The organism is Micromonospora auratinigra (assembly GCF_900089595.1).
GTDB classification, from domain to species: domain Bacteria; phylum Actinomycetota; class Actinomycetes; order Mycobacteriales; family Micromonosporaceae; genus Micromonospora; species Micromonospora auratinigra.
In genome coordinates, this window is record NZ_LT594323.1 from 5367386 (window position 1) to 5385036 (window position 17651).

The window sequence follows — 17651 nt, forward strand, 5'->3', positions numbered from 1 at the left end:
CGTGGGCGCGATCACCGGAACGTTCAAGGGCTTCGGGGTCACCTTCTCGCACATGTTCAAGAAGGTCGTCACCACCGACTACCCGTTCAAGCCGCCGGTCTCGGCGCCGCGCTACCACGGGCGGCACATCCTCAACCGGCACCCGGACGGGCTGGAGAAGTGCATCGGCTGTGAGCTGTGCGCCTGGGCCTGCCCGGCCGACGCGATCTACGTGGAGGGTGGCGACAACACCGAGGAGCAGCGCTTCTCCCCGGGTGAGCGGTACGCCAGCGTCTACCAGATCAACTACGCCCGGTGCATCTTCTGCGGGCTCTGCATCGAGGCCTGCCCGACCCGTTCGCTCACCATGAGCAACGAGTACGAGCTGGCCCGGGACAACCGGCAGGACCTGATCTTCACCAAGGAGCAGCTGCTCGCGCCGCTGCTCGAAGGTATGGAGCAGCCGCCGCACCCGATGCGGCTGGGCGAGAGCGAGAAGGACTACTACGTCGGCGGGCTGACCAACCCGGGCACCTCCGCCGGCGCCGAGCACTCGGCCAACAACCCGGGCCGGTACCAGCTCGACGAGACCCCCGGCGTCACCTTCCCGGGCGCCGAGCAGGCGGCCCAGCGGGTGGCGGCAGGCAAGGGAGACACGGCATGACCACGCAGACGGTGCTCGCCGAGACGGCCTCGGTGGGCGGCGGCGAGGCGGTGACCTTCTGGATCCTCGCCCCGCTGGCGCTCATCGGCGCGATCGGCATGGTGTGGGCGCGCAACGCGGTGCACTCGGCGCTCTGGCTGGTGCTGACGATGCTCTGCCTGGGCGTGTTCTACGTCCTGCAGGCCGGGCCGTTCATCGGCATGGTCCAGATCATCGTCTACACCGGCGCGATCATGATGCTCTTCCTGTTCGTGCTGATGCTGGTCGGCCGGGACTCGTCCGACTCGCTGATCGAGACGCTGCGCGGGCAGCGGACGGCGGCGATCGTGCTGGCCCTCGGCTTCGCCGGCCTGGTCGGCACCGGCCTCTACCGGGCGCTCGACGGCGTCCGGGCGGTCGGCCTGGACAAGCCGAACGCCGAGGGCAACGTGCAGGGCATCGCCCGGCTGCTCTTCACCAAGTACGTCTTCGCCTTCGAGCTGACCTCGGCGCTGCTGATCACGGCGGCCGTCGGGGCGATGGTGCTGGCGCACGTGGAGCGGCGCAAGGAGGACCGGATGGACCAGGTCGCCACCATGAAGGCCCGGTTCCGCCCCGGCAACTACCCCGGTCCGAAGCCCGGCCCGGGTGTCTTCGCCACCTCCAGCTCGGTGGCCACGCCGGCCCGCCTCCCCGACGGCCGGCTCACCGACCGCAGCATCCCGGAGATCCTGCCGGTGCGTGAGCTGACCGCCGAGGAGACCTCGCTGAAGGGGACGGACAAGAAATGAACTCGTTCTTCTCGGTCGAGCCGACCTACTACCTCGTCCTCGCCGCGGTGCTCTTCACCATCGGCGCGGTCGGGGTGCTGGTCCGGCGGAACGCGATCGTGCTGTTCATGTGCGTCGAGCTGATGCTCAACGCGGCGAACCTGACGCTGGTCACCTTCAGCCGGATCAACGGCGACCTGAACGGCCAGATCATGGCGTTCTTCGTGATGGTGGTGGCGGCGGCCGAGGTGGTGGTCGGGCTCGCGATCATCATGTCGATCTTCCGGACCCGGCGCTCGGCGAGCGTCGACGACGCCAACCTGCTGAAGTACTGAGAGGCCGACGGTGGAACAGATTGTGACGCTCGCGTCGGCTGAGCCGACCGGAGCCGTCGCGTTCGCGACGGCGAGTGGCCTGCTGGGCAGCTTCTGGCTGCTGGTGGCCATCCCGCTGGTCAGCGCGGCGATCCTGCTGCTGCTCGGCCGGCGGGCCGACCGCTGGGGTCACTGGCTGGGCGTGGCGGCCATCGGTGCCGCCTTCGTGCTCGGCCTGACCTACTTCTTCCAGCTCCGCGGCCTGGAGAACAAGCAGGTCCAGCTGAGCCTCTGGCAGTTCATCGCGGCCGGTGACCTGAAGGTCGACTTCGGGCTGCTCTTCGACCCGCTGGCCGCGGTCTTCGTGCTGCTGATCACCGGGGTGGGTTTCCTGATCCACCTCTACGCGGTCGAGTACATGGCGCACGACGAGGGCCGGCGACGGTTCTTCGGGTACTTCAACCTGTTCGTCGCCGCGATGCTGCTGCTGGTGCTCGGCAACAACTACGTGATGCTCTACTTCGGCTGGGAGGGCGTCGGCCTGGCGTCTTACCTGCTGATCTCCTTCTGGTACGGCCGCCCCAGCGCGGCCACCGCCGGCAAGAAGGCGTTCCTGATGAACCGGGTCGGCGACGCCGGCCTGGCCATCGGCATCTTCGTGCTCTTCGCCCAGCTCGGCAGCACCCAGTACGAGGACGTCTTCAACGGCGTCGGCGCGATGAGCCAGACCACCGTGCTGGTGCTGGGCCTGCTGTTGCTGCTCGGCGCGGCCGGCAAGTCCGGCCAGTTCCCGCTCCAGGCCTGGCTGCCGGACGCGATGGAGGGTCCGACCCCGGTCTCCGCGCTCATCCACGCGGCCACCATGGTCACCGCGGGCGTCTACCTGATCGCGCGTTCCAACCCGATCTTCTCGGCCAACGCCACGCTCCAGCTCGTGGTGGTCAGCGTCGGCGCGATCACCCTGCTGATGGGCTGCGTCATCGGCGCGGCCAAGGACGACATCAAGCGGGTGCTGGCCTGGTCGACGGTGAGCCAGATCGGCTACATGTTCCTCGGCGTCGGTCTCGGTGGCGCGGCGTACGCGCTGGCCATCGTGCACCTGCTGGCGCACGGTTTCTTCAAGGCCAACATGTTCCTCGGCGCCGGCTCGGTCATGCACGGCATGAACGACCAGGTGGACATCCGCCGCTTCGGCGGGCTGTCCAAGTACATGAAGGTCACCTGGCTGACCTTCATGATGGGCTGGCTCGCCATCATCGGCATGTTCCCCTTCTCCGGCTTCTTCTCCAAGGAGCCGATCATCGTGGCCGCGTTCGAGCGGGAGGGCTGGACCGCCTGGCTCTTCGGCGGGGCCGCGCTGCTCGGCGCCGGGCTCACCGCGTTCTACATGACCCGGCTCTTCGTGCTCACCTTCCACGGCCCGAAGCGGTGGACCGAGGAGATCGAGCACCCGCACGAGTCGCCGAAGCTGATGACCATCCCGCTGATCCTGCTGGCGATCGGCTCGGTGGCGGCCGGCTTCCTGATGAAGAGCGCGGTGCCGGACTGGCTGGAGGCGACCGCCGGGCTCGGCGGCCAGGAGGAGGCCCACGAGCCGGTCCTCGCGCACTGGCTGCTCACCACGCTCTCGCTGCTGGTGACGGTGCTCGGCGCCGGGCTGGCCTGGTTCCTGTTCCGCAACGGCACGGCCACCGAGCCGCAGCCGGCCGGCGTCGTGGTCACCGCCGCCCGCCGGAACCTCTACACGGACGCCTTCAACGAGGCGGTCTTCGAGAAGCCGGGCATCTTCCTCACCCGGGCGCTGGTCTTCCTCGACAACCGGGGCGTCGACGGGCTGGTCAACGGCCTCGCCGCCGCGGTGGGCGGTGGCTCGGGCCGGCTCCGGCGGCTGCAGACCGGCTTCGTGCGGTCGTACGCGACCTCGATCCTCACCGGCGCGCTGCTCGTGGTGGCGGCGTTCCTGGCGGTGCAGGCGGGGTGGCTGGCGTGATCGACCTGAACGCGGCCGCCCCCGCCGGCGGGCCACGCAGTCACGACGGAGGTAAGGCCGAATAATGTCCAACTTCCCGTTCCTCTCGGTGCTGACCGTGGCACCGCTGGTCGGCGCGCTGGTCGTGGCCCTGCTGCCACGCCGCCGGCCGGACCTGGCCAAACTGGTGGCGTTCGGCTGGTCGCTGCTGGTGCTGGTGCTGTCGGTGGTCATGTGGTTCACCTTCTCCGCCGACGGTGACCGGTTCCAGTTCCGCGAGTCGTACCCGTGGATCCCGACCTGGGGCGTCAACTTCACCTTCGAGGTGGACGGCATCGCGTTGGTGATGCTGATGCTGATCGCGATCCTGGTGCCGCTGGTGATCCTGGCCTCCTGGCACGACGCCGAGTCGTCCAAGCGGTCGGTGCCGGTCTACTTCGCGCTGCTGCTCATCCTGGAGAGCACGATGATCGGCGTCTTCGCGGCGTCCGACGTCTTCCTGTTCTACGTGTTCTTCGAGGTCATGCTGGTGCCGATGTACTTCCTGATCGGCAGCTACGGCGGCCACCAGCGGCAGTACGCGGCGGTCAAGTTCTTCCTCTACTCGCTGGTCGGCGGCCTGTTCATGCTCGCCGCGGTGATCGGCCTCTGGGTCGTCGGCGGGAAGACCTTCGACTGGCAGGCGCTGAGCCAGGCGAACTTCGCGACGGACACCGCCCGCTGGCTCTTCCTCGGCTTCTTCCTCGCGTTCGCGATCAAGGCGCCGTTCTTCCCGTTCCACACCTGGCTGCCGGACGCCGGTGGCGCGGCCCCGGCCGGTGCCGCGGCGCTGCTGGTCGGCGTGCTGGACAAGGTCGGCACCTTCGGGATCCTGCGGTACTGCCTGCCGCTCTTCCCCGAGGCGTCGCGCTGGTTCGCGCCGTACGCGCTGGCGCTGGGCGTGATCGGCATCATCTACGCCGCGCTGCTGGCGGTCGGGCAGAACGACCTGAAGCGGCTGGTGTCGTACACCTCGATCGCGCACTTCGGGTTCATCGGCGTCGGCATCTTCGCCTTCACCACCCAGGCCGGCACCGGCGCGGTGCTCTACATGCTCAACCACGGGCTCGCCACCGGCCTGCTCTTCCTGGTGGTCGGCATGCTGATCGCCCGCCGCGGCTCCGCGCTGATCAGCGACTTCGGTGGGGCCGGCCGGCTGGTGCCGGTGCTGGCCGGGGTGCTCTTCTTCGCCGGTCTCGCCTCGCTGGCGCTGCCCGGCACCGCGCCGTTCGTCTCCGAGTTCCTGGTGCTGATCGGCACGTTCACCACCAACAAGCCGGTCGCGGTGATCGCCACGCTCGGCATCATCCTGGCCGCGGCGTACGTGCTGTGGATGATCCAACGGACCACCCAGGGCACCCTCAACCCGGGCCTGACCGAGGTCGAGGGCATGCGTCGCGACCTGACCCTGCGCGAGAAGATCGTGGTCGCCCCGCTGATCGCGCTGATCGTGCTGCTCGGCTTCTACCCCAAGCCGGTCACCGATGTCATCAACCCCGCCGTCAAGGCGACCATGCAGGACGTCGGCCGGACCGACCCTGCGCCGGCGGTCGGCAGCGTCCAGGAGGCCGCAAAATGACCGAGCTGAAGTTGCCGTCGATCGACTACGCGGCGCTCGCTCCGATCCTGATCATGCTGGGCGCCGCCCTGCTCGGCGTCCTGGTCGAGGCGTTCGTGCCGCGCCGGCTGCGCAACGGGGTGCAGCTCGGGCTCGCCCTGCTGGCGGTCCTCGCCGCGCTGACCATGGTGATCCTGGAGGCGGACGACCGGCTGCTCACCGCGGGTCGGGCCATCGCGGTGGACGGGCCCACGCTCTTCCTCCAGGGCTCGATCCTGATCCTGGCCACCATGGCGCTGCTGCTCATCGGTGAGCGCGCGGTGGAGCGGGGCGGGGCCTTCGTGGCGCACGCGGCGGTCACCGCCGAGTCGGTCGACGACCGGCGGCAGGCCGAGAACGTCGGCGGCACCACTGAGGTGTACCCGCTCGCCACCTTCGCGATCGGCGGCATGCTGATCTTCGTGGCGGCGAACGACCTGCTGACCATGTTCATCGCGCTCGAGGTCTTCTCGCTGCCGCTCTACCTGCTCTGCGCGCTGGCCCGTCGCCGGCGGCTGCTGAGCCAGGAGGCGGCGATGAAGTACTTCCTGCTCGGCGCGTACGCCTCGGCGTTCTTCCTGTTCGGGGTGGCGCTGATCTACGGCTTCACCTCGGGCATCCCGGGTCGCCCGGCCGGCGTCGACTTCGCCACCGTGCACGCGGCGGTCGCCGACTCCTCGACCAGCCCGACACTGCTCTACGCCGGCATGGCGCTGCTCGCCATCGGCCTGCTCTTCAAGGCCGCCGCGGCGCCGTTCCACGTCTGGACGCCGGACGTCTACCAGGGCGCGCCGACGCCGGTGACCGGCTTCATGGCGGCCTGCACCAAGGTTGCCGCGTTCGGCGCCCTGCTGCGGGTCTTCCACGTGGCCTTCTCCGGGGCCGCCTGGGACTTCACCCCGGTGCTGGGCACGGTGGCGGTGCTGACCATGCTGGTCGGCGCGGTGCTGGCGGTCACCCAGACCGACATCAAGCGGCTGCTCGCGTACTCGTCCATCGCGAACGCGGGCTACCTGCTGGTGGGCGTGCTGGCGCCGAGCAAGAGCGGGCTCTCCGGCACGATGTTCTACCTGGTCGCGTACGGCTTCTCGGTGATCGCCGCGTTCGCCGTGGTGACCCTGGTCCGGGACGCCGACGGGGAGGCCACCCACCTGTCCCGCTGGGCCGGCCTGGGGCGGCGCTCGCCGTTCTTCGCCGCGATCTTCACCTTCATCCTGCTGGCCTTCGCCGGTATCCCGCTGACCAGCGGGTTCACCAGCAAGTTCGCGGTCTTCGGGCCGGCCTGGGAGAGCGGGAACGCCTGGCTGGTGATCGCCGGTGTGCTGACCAGCATGGTGCTGGCCTTCCCGTACCTGCGGGTCGTGGTGATGATGTGGCTCTCCGAGCCGGGCGAGGCCACCCCGACGGTCGCCGTGCCGGGCGCGCTCACCTCGGCGGCTCTGGCCATCGGCGTGCTCGCCACGCTGGTGCTGGGCGTGGCCCCGACGCAGCTGCTCGAACTGGCCAACGGTGCGGCCGAATTCGTCAGATGATTCCAGGGAGTCCTCCGGGGGCCGGTACGCCGTGGCGTACCGGCCCCCGCTCCGTATCCCCCTCTCCGGGCAGGTCGAACGGGTGTGGCATGGTTGAAGGCGTGATTCCGGCTGGCGAGCGTTCAGGTGCCACCGGCCCCGGCGGTCGCCCGGGCCCGGAGGCCACGGGTCAGTTCGGCGCGCTCGGCCTGCACCTCGCCGATCCCCGCGTCGAGGCCTCCGTGCTGGGCATTCTCGAAGGCGTCGAGGCGGAGCTGCGGGCCAGCGTCGCCAGCGCCGACCCGCTCGTCACCGAGGCGGCCCGGCATCTGGTGGAGGCCGGCGGGAAGCGGTTCCGTCCGCTGCTGGTCGCGTTGGGTGCGCAGTTCGGCGATCCGACGGGCCCGCAGGTCGTACCGGCCGCCGTGGTGATGGAACTCACTCACCTGGCGACGCTCTACCACGACGACGTGATGGACGAGGCGGCCGTGCGCCGGGGCGCTCCGAGCGCCAACTCCCGCTGGACCAACTCCGTCGCCATCCTGGTCGGTGACTACCTCTTCGCCCGCGCCGCGGACATCGCGGCCGACCTGGGCCCGGACGCGGTCCGTCTCCAGGCGCGTACCTTCGCCCGACTGGTGCACGGGCAGATCGCCGAGACGGTCGGGCCGCGCGGTACCGACCCGGTCGCGCACTACCTGCACGTCATCGCCGAGAAGACCGGTTCGCTGATCGCCACCTCGGCCCGCTTCGGCGGGATGTTCGGTGGTGCCTCCGCCGAGCACACCGAGGCCCTGGCCGGGTACGGCGAGACCATCGGGGTGGCCTTCCAGCTCTCCGACGACCTGCTGGACATCGCGAGCGAGTCGGTGCAGTCGGGCAAGACGCCGGGCACGGACCTCCGCGAGGGAGTGCCGACCCTGCCGGTGCTCTACGCGCTCGCCTCCGACGACTCCGACGCGGCCAGCGTACGGCTGCGGGAGGTGCTCGCCACCGGCCCGCTGGTCGACGACGCGCTGCACGCCGAGGCGCTCGGCCTGCTGCGCGAGTCCCCGGCGCTCAAGCGGGCCCGGGAGACGGTGCGCAGCTACGCCGAGGACGCCCGCTCCCGCCTCGCCCCGCTCCCCGAGGGCCCCTCCCGCCGCGCCCTGGAGTCCCTCTGCGACTACATCGCCGACCGCACCAGCTGACCCCCCCGGCCCTCCGGCCCCCTCCGGCCCTGGCCCCACAGAACTGATCATTAAGTTGTTGCCACGACGCGCCGTGTCCGAAGGCAATAACTTCACGACTGGGTGGTGGGGGCGGGTCAGCGGGTGAGGAGGCGGGCGCCGGTGAGCATGAGGGCGGCGGCCACGAGCATCGCCGTGGCGGCGGCCAGCCACATGGCGGGATAGCCGAGGGCGCCGGCCAGGGTGCCGAGACCGAGCGGGCCCAGACAGCCGCCCGCGTACACGCCGGTCTGGGTGATCGAGGTGGCCGCGGCCGGGGCCTGCGGGTGCAGCCGGACCACCGCGAAGTTCAGCAGCCCGGGCCAGGCCCAGCCGAGGCCGAACCCGAGCACCACGCCGGCGACCAGCGGCACCGGACCGGCCACCGCGAGCAGGGCCAACCCACCGGCACCCACCACGAGCATGCCCGCGATCAGTGCCACGTGTCCGCTGTGTCGGCGGTCGGCGAGCCAGCCGGCACCGATCCGGGCCAGCACGCAGACCACGCCGCCCAGGGTGAGGGTCAGCCCGGCCAGCGCCGGCGGGAGGCCACGACCGGCGGCGGAGTCGACCAGGAAGGTGCCCAGCGCGTTGGCCGCGGCGGCGGCCAGGGTGGCGGCCAGCCCGACCACCACGAGCGGGCCCGCCGCCCGCCCGGCACGTCCACCGGCGGTCGACCGTGCCCGGTCCCGCTCCTGCTCCGGTACGGCGGGCAGCGCGGCCAACGCCGCCACCGCGGCGACCACGAACGCCCAGCGCCAGCCGACGGTGAGCGCGACGGTGGGGACCGCCGCGCCGGCCAGCAGGGTGGAGGCCGGGACGGCCGCCTGCTTCACCCCGAAGGAGAGCCCCTGCCGGTGCGGGGGCACGTGCCGGGCCAGCGCGTCGTTGCTGGCGAGCTGGCCGAGCGCGTTCGCCGTGGCGCCGACCGCCAGCAGCCCGACCAGCGCCGGGTACGAGCGGGCCAGCGCCGCCACGGCCAGCAGCGAGCCGGCGGAGAGCAGGATGCCGGCCCGGGCCACCCCGGCGCTGCCGTAGCGCCCCACCAGCGCGCCGGACGGGATCGAGGCGAGCGCGCTCACCCCGAAGTAGACCGAGACGGCCAGGCCCAGTCCGGCGGGGGAGAAGCCGAGGTCCCGTCCCATCTGCACGGCGAGCCCGCCGACCAGGAACACGGGAAGCACGCAGGCGATGGTGGTGGTGATGGCCCCGGCGCTCGCCCGGACGGTCTGCCGGGCAGCGGAGGGCGAGGGGTGCAACGCGGTGTCGGTCATTGTCCGCACAACCTACGCCGACCGCGTTTTGGCAGCTCATCGTGACTGTCGGTGCACGGTCTGTGCCCGGGGATCTGGCATCCTCCATCCGAACAGGCATTTCGCACTCGGCCGGTTTTTCATATGGTGTAAGTCCCCGGCGGCGGAGGTGGTTGTGCGCGACCCCTTGGCGGAACCTTCGGACCTGATCCGAAGTGTCTCCCGCGCGCTTCGTGTGCTCGAATCGGTCGGCCGTGCGCCGCGGGGCCTCACCGTCAAGCAGATCGCCCGCCGGTGCGAGCTGACCGTGGCCACCACCTACCACCTGGTCCGCACCCTCGCGTACGAGGGCTACGTGATCCGCCGCGAGGACGGCACGTACATCGTCGGCCTGGAGGTGGCCGACCGCTACCGGGAGCTGGTGACCGCGTTCCGGGGGCCGCAGGCGGTCGGTGAGTCGCTGCGCCGGGCCGCCGCGGACACCGGCTGGAGCCACTATCTGGGCCGCTTCGTCGGCGGCCAGGTGGCGATCACGGCGGTCGCCGAGGGGCCGCGCTCGCCGTACCTGGAGGACCTGGTGCCCGGCTTCGACGAGGGCGCCCACGCCACCGCCCTGGGCAAGAGCCTGCTCGCCACCCTCAGCGCCGATCAGCGCTTCCGCTACCTGCGGGAGTACGGCATGCGCCCGTTCACCAACGCCACCCTGACCACAACGGAGGCGTTCGAGGCCGACCTGGCCGCCGGCGACCGCCGGGGCATGCAGTTGGAGCTGGGCCAGTTCCGGCAGGGGGTGGCCTGCGCCGCCGTGCTGGTCACCCCGGACAAGGACATCGAGCGCCGGGTGGTGCTGGCCTGCGCGCTGCCGGCCAGCGAGATGATGACCTCCGCGCGGGTGGTCCGGGCCAAGCTGCTCACCGCCGCCCGCTCGATCGCCGACGGCATCGCCGCCGACGTCGTCTGACCCCGGGCACGGTGCCGCCACCGGCCGGGAGCGGTCGCCGGGACCCGCCGCGCCGAGCTGCGGCTGAACCGTTGGGCGTCACGGCACGTATGGAAGGGCGAACGCATCGCCGGTCTCCCCGCCGCCGGAAGCGAGGTGCCCCCATCAGCGACCACGACGCCCAACTGCTGCGCGCGTTGCACGACGAGCACGCGGACGCGCTCTTCGCGCACGCCCTGCGGCTGGTCAACGGCGACCAGTCGCGCGCCGAGGACCTGGTGCAGGAGACCCTGCTCCGGGCCTGGCGGCACCCGGAGTCGCTGGACCCGCGGCGCGGCTCGGTCCGTGCCTGGCTCTTCACCACCGCCCGCAACCTCGCCATCGACGCCTGGCGGCGCCGGTCCACCCGGGTCGGCGAGGTCTACACCGACGAGCTGCCCGAACCTCCCGAGACGATCGACGAAGCGGAGCGCGCGGTGGAGGCGTGGACCGTGGCCGAGGCGCTCAACCGGCTCAGCCCGACCCACCGCGAGGTGCTGGTGGAGTGCTTCTACCAGGGTCGTTCGGTGGCCGAGGCGGCCGCCCGGCTGGGCGTACCGCCGGGGACGGTGAAGTCGCGCACCCACTACGCGCTGCGCTCACTACGGTTGGTGCTGGCCGAGATGGGGGTGACCGGATGACCCGCTGCGAGTTCGCACACGACGACGGGGCGTACGTGCTGGGCGCCCTCGCGCCGGCCGAGCGGGCCGCCTACGAACGGCACCTGGCCGGCTGCGCGGCCTGCCGGGAGGCGGTGGCCGAGATCGCCGTACTGCCCGGCCTGCTGGGCCGGCTCGACCCGGCCGGGCTGGAGCAGTTCCTGGAGGTCGGCCCGGAGACCTCCCGGGTGCCCGCGCTGCTCGACGAGGCCCGGGAGCGGCGGCGCCGCGAGCGGTCCCGCTCCCGCCGGCGGTACGCGGTGACCGCGCTCGCCGCGGCCGTCCTGGCGGTGCTGGCCGGGCTGGGGGTGGCCCAGCTGCGGCCGGTGGGTCCCGCCCCGGCCCCGCAGGTGTCGCTGGCCACGATGCGGCCGGTCGCCGGCACCGTGCCGGTGCACGCCGAGATCGGGCTGACCGACAAGAAGTGGGGCACCGAGGTCACCCTGCGCTGCGGGTACGACCAGCGGACCGGCGACCGGGAGGCGTACACCTTCCGGCTGGTGGCGCACGGCCCGGACGGCGCCACGGAGCAGGTCGCCACCTGGCTCGCCGCGCCCGGGGACAACCTGAGGATGACCGGCGCGACCCACTTCACGCACGGCGAACTGGTCCGCCTCGAACTGCTGCGTGCCGACAACACCCCGGTCCTCGCCTACGACCTGCGTTGAGCCGGGTCAGCGGGTCGGGGCGGGCACCGGGCTCGTCGCGTTCCGGGCGGCCGTGGTGCGGTTGCGGCGGGCGTGCCGCAGCGCGTCGACGGTGAAGACCAGCAGGGCGAGCCAGACCAGGGCGAAGCCGGCGAGGCGGGCCGGCGGCATCGGCTCGTGGTAGATCAGCACCCCGCAGCCGAGCTGGAGGATCGGGGCCAGGTACTGGAGCATGCCGATGGTGGACAGCGGCAGCCGGTTCGCCGCCCCGGCGAAGAGCAGCAGCGGGATCGCGGTGGCCGCGCCGGCCAGCACCAGCAGCGCGGTGTGCACGGCCGAGACGTGGCCGAAGGTGCCGCGCCCGCCCAACCAGGCCAGGTACGCCAGCGCCGGCAGCGCCAGCACCGCCGACTCGACGAAGAGCCCCTCCGCGGCGGGCAGCGCGAGCCGCTTCTTGACCAGCCCGTACCCGGCGAAGCTGGCGGCCAGGGTGAGCGCCAGGTAGGGCAGCCGGCCGTAGTCGACGGTCAGCACGGCGACCGCCGACCCACCGACGCCGAGGGCCGCCCACTGCGCCGGCCGGAGCCGCTCGCGCAGCACGAGGACGCCGAGGAGCACGGAGACCAACGGGTTGATGAAGTAGCCCAGGGCGGTCTCCACCACCCGGTCGGAGTTCACCCCGTAGATGTAGGTGCCCCAGTTGACCGCGATCAGCGCGGCGGCCACGGTGATGCCGGCGAGGGCCCGGGGCCGCCGGGCCAGCGCGCGCAGGAAGGCGATGTTGCGCAGCGCGGCCAGCAGCAGGGCGACGAAGACCACCGACCAGACGATCCGGTGGGCGAGGATCTCCACCGGGCCGGCCGGTCGGAGCAGCTTCAGGTAGATCGGGAAGAAACCCCAGAGCAGGTACGCGCCGAGGCCGTACAGGTAGCCGAGGCGGAGCTGGTTCACGCCTCCACCGTAAGGGGTGGTACGCCGGCCTGATCCTTGCTGGTGACCGGCTTCACCCGGCGGTCCAGCTCCAGGTACCGCTCCGCCGCGACCGGCGTGAAGCCGACCTTCGCGTACAGCCCGTGGGCGTCGGCGGTGGCCAGCAGGAGCCGGCGCACACCCAGTTCGGCCAGGTGGTCGCGGACGGTGGCGGCCAGCCAGCCGCCCAGCCCCCGGCCCCGCTCGGCCCGGTCCACGTACACGTCGCAGAGCCAGCCGAAGGTGGCCCGGTCGGTGACCACCCGGGCCACCGCGACCTGCCGGCCGTCGCCGGGACGGTAGACGCCGAAGCCGATCGAGCCAGCGAAGGCCCGCTCGACGGTGTCCCGCTCCCGCCCGAGCGCCCAGTACGCGTCGGTGCAGAGCCAGTGGTGCACCCGGTCCAGGTCGAGCCGGTCGGGGTCGGTGCTGAGCTGGTAACCGTCGGAGCGGGTCAGAGTGAACACCCGACCGACGCTAGCCCCGGCACCCCGGCCCCTCACCAGCCAATTCCCGCCCACTGGTCTGAGCGGTGGGCGGGAATCGGCGGTGCCGCGGGGCGGGTCGTGGGCTCAGTCCCGGTCCAGGACCGCGCCGAGGATCCAGGTCACGATGCCGACGAAGAGCGCGCCCAGCACCGCGGCCGGCCAGAAACCGTCCACGTGGAACGGCAGCCCGGCCTCACCCGCGATCCAACTCGTGAGCAGGAACAGCAGGCCGTTCACCACCAGCGCGATCAGACCGAGGGTGAGCAGGTAGAAGCCGCAGCCGACGGTCTTGATGATCGGCTGGAGCACGGCGTTGACGACACCGAAGATCACCGCGACCAGCACCAGCGTGGTCACCGTCTCGGTGGCCGACGCCGAGTCCAGCGAGATGCCCGGGATCAGCAGGGTGGCCAGCCAGAAGGCCACCGCCGTGGAGGCCAGCCGGATCAGAAGGCCCTTCAGGAAATCCATGGCCGGGATCGTGCCATGCCGCGTCGAGTCACGGAACCCGTCGGAGCCCGACCGCTCGGGGGGCGCCGCTGCGCCACGGGCGGACTCAGCGGCGGCTGGGCCGACCGACCAGTTGCGACTCGATCGGCGTCGGGGAGAGCAGCGCCCAGCGCAGCGCCCGACGGTTGACCACCGCCACCATGTCGTCCCGGATCCGGGTCAGCCACTCCGCGGACGCACCGAGGCCGAGCGCGGTGCCGGCCAGTGCCGCCTCGCCCGGGTCCAGTGGTTGCAGGATCGCCAGGTCGGCGCGGGCCAGCGCGGCCGAATCGGCTGCGGTCAACTCGTCCCGGACCACCAGCACGGCCTGCCAGGGGGCCGCCGGCCCGACCTCCGCAGGCACCGGCCCGACGTCGACCACGACCAGCAGCGGTTGCAGTGGGGAACCCGGCGCGCCACCCACCGGGCGGCCGGGCGGGATCAGCGGCACCGCACCGGCCGGCGCGCCCACCCCGCGCACGAACGGCTCCCACACCCGGGGACGGGCCGTCTGGACCACCACCCGGGCCCCCAACGCCAGCGCGCGCAGCCCCATGAGCTGCGCCGCCCGTACGCCGCCGACCAGCAGCAGACGGGTGGTCCCCGGCCCGAAGAGACGCACGGTCACCGCGCCGCCGTGCCGGTTCGCCCCGACCATCAGGCCGGCGTCGCCCAGGGCCAGCTCCAGCGCGTCCACCGTGCCGCCGGCCACCGGCGTGCCACCCGGGGACGCCGCCAGCGGCAGGGTGGCGGCCAGGCCCGCCAGGTGCTCACCGTCCAGCCGGTGGACCTCCGCGCCCAGGTCACCGGCGAGCCGGCGCAGCGCCCGGTCGGCGACGGTCAGCGCCGGGCCGTTCCAGGCGGCCAGGCGTACGGTCAGCTCCGCCGCGACCGGTGCGGCGTCGGCGGTGGCGCGCGGACCGACGCAGAGCGAGACGGTGGTCGCGGCCGCCGGCAGCGCCAGCAGCCGGGGCACCAGCCGCCGGCCCGCGTCCGCCCGCGCATCCGGCCACCGCCGCAGCCGGTACGTCGCCTGGGTCAGCCCGCCGACCGTCACCGCCGGCCACGATTCGCGCACCGGCGCGTGGGTGTCGTGGTGGGCCAGCTCGGCCATCACCCGCAGCGCGGCCGGCCCGCCCAGCGGACGACCGGTCAGCGGGCCGAGCCGGCGGACGATCCGGCGGACCGCACCGGCCAGGGCCCGCCGCAGCTCGTCGTCCGACCAGCCGTCGGCCCGGAGCACCCGGACCGCCAGCACCGCGCGGGCCCGGGCGGCCAGCCGCCCGTCGGTGAGCTGACGGTACGAGGTGCCGGCGGTGCCGGCCCCGGCAGTGGGAGCGGGGGCCGGTGCGGCGCTGAGCAGGAGCTGGAGCCGCACCGGCGGGCTCTCCGGGCCCGGCGGGGGCAGCAGGTGCAGCGGTGCGGGCAGTGCCCGGGGGCCGTCGCCGATCAGGTCGCCGGGGTCGCCGATCTCCAGCAGCGCGACCATCCCGGCCGGGTCGTCGAGCACGGCCACCGGGTCACCGGACGGCTCGACGGTGGTCATGCGGGATCCCGGGGCGACCAGCGCCAGCAGCGCGGCCGGTGCCGAGGCGGCGGGCAGGGCGCGCCGTCGGGTCAGGTGCGCCAGCCCGACCAGGAGCCACTCGTAGAGCCAACGGCCGCGCCAGCGCAGCCAGGCACCGGGCAGCAGCAGCGCCGCCAGCAGCAGGGTCACCGCGATCGCTGCCGCCCCGTGGCCGACGGCCGCCACCGGGGCGGCCACCGCCAGCTGTGCCGCGACGACCTGACCGGCCCGGACGCCGGACGCCGGGCGGCGGGCCCGTGCCGCCGCAGGGGAGGTCACGGGTGCCGGCCGCGCGCTCGTGCTCGCCGTCACCGCGCCTCCTCCACCGTGTTCGCCGGGTGACGTTGCCGTGGCTCATCGTAGGACGTCTTTGTCCACAGGGGAGGCCCGGGGGTAGCCGAACCGGAGTCGGACCGCTACCGTCAGCGACGAGTTTCGCCGAGCGCGCCCGTCTCCGTCCCCTGATCCGGTCCCGCGCACCGGCGAGTCCACGGTGGTCGTTCCGGCGACCAGCCACGACCGAGGAGACGAGGTGACGTCCGGGTGTCCCAGACCCAGGCAGAAGCTGCGGTGATGCAGCAGACCGCCGCGAAGTTCGAGCAGGTGGACCAGTCGTTGCAGACCATGCTCAATGGCCTGATGGCCGAGCTGGAGGTGTTGCAGCAGGCCTGGCGGGGTGCCGGTGGGCGCTCGTTCGAGCAGGTCAAGCAGCAGTGGGCGCAGGACCAGGCGGCGCTGCAGCGGGCCCTGCGGGAGACCGCCACCGCCATCCGTACCGCCGGCCGGCAGTACGACGTCTCGGACACCGAGGCCGCCGGCCGTGTGTCCGGCACCCACCGCGGCATCCAGCTGCCGCTCTGACCCGAGGAGGGACGATTCCCATGGACCACGGTGTGCTGGTCGTCAACTTCGCCGCGCTGCACCAGGCCGGCGCGGACATCCAGAAGGCGCTGAACACCCTCGACAGCCAGCTCGGGCAGCTCGAACGGGACGCCGCGCCGTTGGTGGCGAGCTGGTCGGGCGACGCCCGCGAGGCGTACGAGCAGCGGCAGGCGCGCTGGCGGGCCGCCTCGCAGGATCTCCAGGCGATGCTGCGTGACATCAAGCTGGCGGTGGAGGATTCGGCCGCCGACTACCTCGACACCGAGAAGCGCAACGCCAACCTGTTCCAGTGACGCATGCGCGGGGCGGGCCTCCCGCCCGCCCCGCGTGCCCTGCTCGCAGCACGATCGCGGTGCGGGGTGCGGGGTGCGGGGTGCGGGTGCGGGGTGCGCGGTGCCGATGGTCAGGCCGGTCCGGCGGGGCGCCACCGGCGGCGGGCCCCGCGCGGCAGCACCGTGGCCAACAGCAGCACGAGAACGGCCGCCGCGCCGGACCCGCCCGCCACCAGCAGCGCCCGTTCCCGGGCCGCCGCCCGGCGCTCCTGCCGGGCCAGCGCCGCCGGATCCGGCCTCTCGACCGGCAACGCCGGTCCCCGCTCGGCGCGGTCCGCGGTCCGGCCGGGCGACTCGGTCACCGCCCGGTACGGGTTCAGCACCCCGGCGCCGTAGCCGTCGCCCCGGCCCGGTGCCGGGTCGGCGCTCGCCACGATCCGCCGGGCCACCTCGGCGGCACTCAGCTCCGGGCGGTACTGCCGGAGCAGCGCCGCCGTGCCGGCCACGAAGGGCGCCGCGTAGCTGGTCCCCTCCGCCCGCCGGTGCCCCTGCCCGGGCGCGGCCATGAGCACGTCCCCGCCCGGGGCGACCAGGTCGACGTACGGGCCGGTCTGGGAGAAGGGGGACCGGGTGCCGTCCGCCCCGATCGCGCCCACCCCGAGCACCCCGTCGTACGCGGCCGGGTACGGCCGGGGGTCACCGCTGTCGTGCAGGTTGCCCACGGCGGCCACCACCACCACGTCCCGGCGTACCGCGTCCGCGATCGCGGCCCGCACGGCGGGGTTGTCCGCGTACAGCACGACGGAGAGGTTGAGCACGTCCGCGTCGTGGTCTACCGCCCAGCGGATCGCCCGGGCGAAGTCGGCCGCCCCGACCGTACGCCCCGACTCCCGCCCCTCGACGACCTGCTGCTCGCTGACCCGTACCGGGAGGATGCGGGCACCCGGGGCGAGCCCGTGGAACGCCACTCCCGGGCGGGCGGTCGCCGCGATGATGCTCGCCACCCCGGTGCCGTGCCCGGCGCAGTCCCGGGTGCCGTCGCCGCCGGGGTCCAGGAAGTCGGCGCCGTCGAGCACCCTGCCGGCGAGCTGTGGATGGGTGCGGTCCACCCCGGAGTCGATCACCGCGACGGTCACCCCGGTGCCGTCCGCGAGCGGGGTGAGCCGGTCGGGGGCGTAGCGTTGCTGTGGCCAGGGCCGGGCCGGGACGAGGCGGGCCGGTGCGGGTGGCGTGGCGCATCCGGACGATGCGCGGGCCGCCGCGGGCGCGGCCGGCAGCGCGACGGTGAGCAGGGTCGCCAGGGCGGCCAGGGCCGGGCGCGCGCTGGGCCGGGACATCGACCGCCTCCGTACTGTGTCGGCTCCGGAACGGGATGTTAGCGCCTCGGTCGAGAGCCGGCGGACCACTGACGGCCAG

18 protein-coding genes are annotated in these 17651 nt (G+C 73.0%); 12 read left to right on the forward strand and 6 right to left on the reverse strand.

The annotated features are described in order from the left end of the window. Position 1 precedes the first annotated feature (1 nt). From nuoI to GA0070611_RS24335, 7 genes are all read left to right on the forward strand, one after another. A complete protein-coding gene (gene nuoI / locus GA0070611_RS24305) occupies positions 2-643 on the forward strand; it encodes an NADH-quinone oxidoreductase subunit NuoI (protein WP_091668683.1) in 642 nt (213 codons plus the stop codon). Further along, positions 640-1413 (forward strand): NADH-quinone oxidoreductase subunit J, encoded by a 774-nt coding sequence (locus GA0070611_RS24310; protein ID WP_091668686.1) that lies wholly within the window; start codon positions 640-642, stop codon positions 1411-1413. Before nuoI ends, GA0070611_RS24310 begins: the two co-directional genes overlap by 4 nt. Beyond that, entirely contained in the window at positions 1410-1727 is a 318-nt protein-coding gene (gene nuoK, locus GA0070611_RS24315) for an NADH-quinone oxidoreductase subunit NuoK (RefSeq protein ID WP_091668688.1), read from the forward strand. Before GA0070611_RS24310 ends, nuoK begins: the two co-directional genes overlap by 4 nt. A gap of 19 nt (positions 1728-1746) precedes the next feature. Beyond that, the gene (gene nuoL / locus GA0070611_RS24320; RefSeq protein WP_407940454.1) at positions 1747-3696 is read left to right on the forward strand and encodes an NADH-quinone oxidoreductase subunit L; all 1950 of its coding nucleotides are present in this window, start codon (positions 1747-1749) and stop codon (positions 3694-3696) included. 64 nt (positions 3697-3760) lie between these two features. Continuing rightward, positions 3761-5293: an NADH-quinone oxidoreductase subunit M gene (locus tag GA0070611_RS24325; RefSeq protein WP_091668695.1), complete on the forward strand. Its 1533-nt coding sequence runs from the start codon at positions 3761-3763 to the stop codon at positions 5291-5293. Then, complete coding sequence (gene nuoN, locus GA0070611_RS24330) at positions 5290-6843, forward strand: NADH-quinone oxidoreductase subunit NuoN (protein ID WP_091668698.1); 1554 nt, start codon at positions 5290-5292, stop codon at positions 6841-6843. The genes GA0070611_RS24325 and nuoN overlap by 4 nt, the downstream gene beginning before the upstream one ends. Before the next feature lie 89 nt (positions 6844-6932). Beyond that, positions 6933-8012 (forward strand): polyprenyl synthetase family protein, encoded by a 1080-nt coding sequence (locus tag GA0070611_RS24335; RefSeq protein WP_091668702.1) that lies wholly within the window; start codon positions 6933-6935, stop codon positions 8010-8012. Positions 8013-8128: 116 nt separating this feature from the next. Here the strand turns inward: GA0070611_RS24335 and GA0070611_RS24340 are convergent, their stop codons facing one another. Further along, positions 8129-9304, reverse strand: a complete 1176-nt coding sequence (locus GA0070611_RS24340; protein ID WP_091668706.1) for an MFS transporter — start codon at positions 9302-9304, stop codon at positions 8129-8131. 154 nt (positions 9305-9458) lie between these two features. Here GA0070611_RS24340 and GA0070611_RS24345 point away from each other — a divergent pair, with 154 nt between their 5' ends. The 3 genes from GA0070611_RS24345 to GA0070611_RS24355 all read left to right on the forward strand — a co-directional run bounded on the left by GA0070611_RS24345 (position 9459) and on the right by GA0070611_RS24355 (position 11589). Next, positions 9459-10244 carry an IclR family transcriptional regulator gene (locus tag GA0070611_RS24345; protein ID WP_091668710.1) on the forward strand — a complete coding sequence of 262 codons (786 nt, stop codon included), beginning with the start codon at positions 9459-9461 and terminating at the stop codon, positions 10242-10244. Between the two features lie 89 nt (positions 10245-10333). Continuing rightward, the gene (locus tag GA0070611_RS24350; RefSeq protein WP_091668714.1) at positions 10334-10903 is read left to right on the forward strand and encodes a sigma-70 family RNA polymerase sigma factor; all 570 of its coding nucleotides are present in this window, start codon (positions 10334-10336) and stop codon (positions 10901-10903) included. Next, positions 10900-11589, forward strand: a complete 690-nt coding sequence (locus tag GA0070611_RS24355; protein ID WP_091668719.1) for an anti-sigma factor family protein — start codon at positions 10900-10902, stop codon at positions 11587-11589. The genes GA0070611_RS24350 and GA0070611_RS24355 overlap by 4 nt, the downstream gene beginning before the upstream one ends. Before the next feature lie 6 nt (positions 11590-11595). Here the strand turns inward: GA0070611_RS24355 and rarD are convergent, their stop codons facing one another. The 4 genes from rarD to eccE form a co-directional block, all read right to left on the reverse strand. Then, the gene (gene rarD / locus GA0070611_RS24360) at positions 11596-12519 is read right to left on the reverse strand and encodes an EamA family transporter RarD (RefSeq protein ID WP_091668722.1); all 924 of its coding nucleotides are present in this window, start codon (positions 12517-12519) and stop codon (positions 11596-11598) included. Continuing rightward, positions 12516-13004, reverse strand: coding sequence for a GNAT family N-acetyltransferase (locus GA0070611_RS24365; RefSeq protein ID WP_091668725.1), 489 nt, complete (start codon positions 13002-13004; stop codon positions 12516-12518). The genes rarD and GA0070611_RS24365 overlap by 4 nt, the downstream gene beginning before the upstream one ends. Before the next feature lie 105 nt (positions 13005-13109). Further along, positions 13110-13496: a phage holin family protein gene (locus GA0070611_RS24370; protein WP_091668728.1), complete on the reverse strand. Its 387-nt coding sequence runs from the start codon at positions 13494-13496 to the stop codon at positions 13110-13112. Positions 13497-13581: 85 nt separating this feature from the next. Then, on the reverse strand, positions 13582-15393 hold the full coding sequence (eccE, locus tag GA0070611_RS24375; protein ID WP_091668732.1) for a type VII secretion protein EccE: 1812 nt from the start codon (positions 15391-15393) through the stop codon (positions 13582-13584). Positions 15394-15624: 231 nt separating this feature from the next. Between eccE and GA0070611_RS24380 the strand changes: the two genes are divergently transcribed. Together GA0070611_RS24380 and GA0070611_RS24385 are read left to right on the forward strand one after the other, a co-directional pair. After that, positions 15625-15942, forward strand: a complete 318-nt coding sequence (locus GA0070611_RS24380) for a WXG100 family type VII secretion target (RefSeq protein WP_091668735.1) — start codon at positions 15625-15627, stop codon at positions 15940-15942. Positions 15943-15962: 20 nt separating this feature from the next. After that, the gene (locus GA0070611_RS24385) at positions 15963-16256 is read left to right on the forward strand and encodes a WXG100 family type VII secretion target (RefSeq protein WP_091668738.1); all 294 of its coding nucleotides are present in this window, start codon (positions 15963-15965) and stop codon (positions 16254-16256) included. 110 nt (positions 16257-16366) lie between these two features. Here GA0070611_RS24385 and mycP read toward each other — a convergent pair whose 3' ends face one another. Beyond that, positions 16367-17572 (reverse strand): type VII secretion-associated serine protease mycosin, encoded by a 1206-nt coding sequence (mycP, locus tag GA0070611_RS24390; protein WP_091668742.1) that lies wholly within the window; start codon positions 17570-17572, stop codon positions 16367-16369. Between the last annotated feature and the right edge of the window lie 79 nt (positions 17573-17651).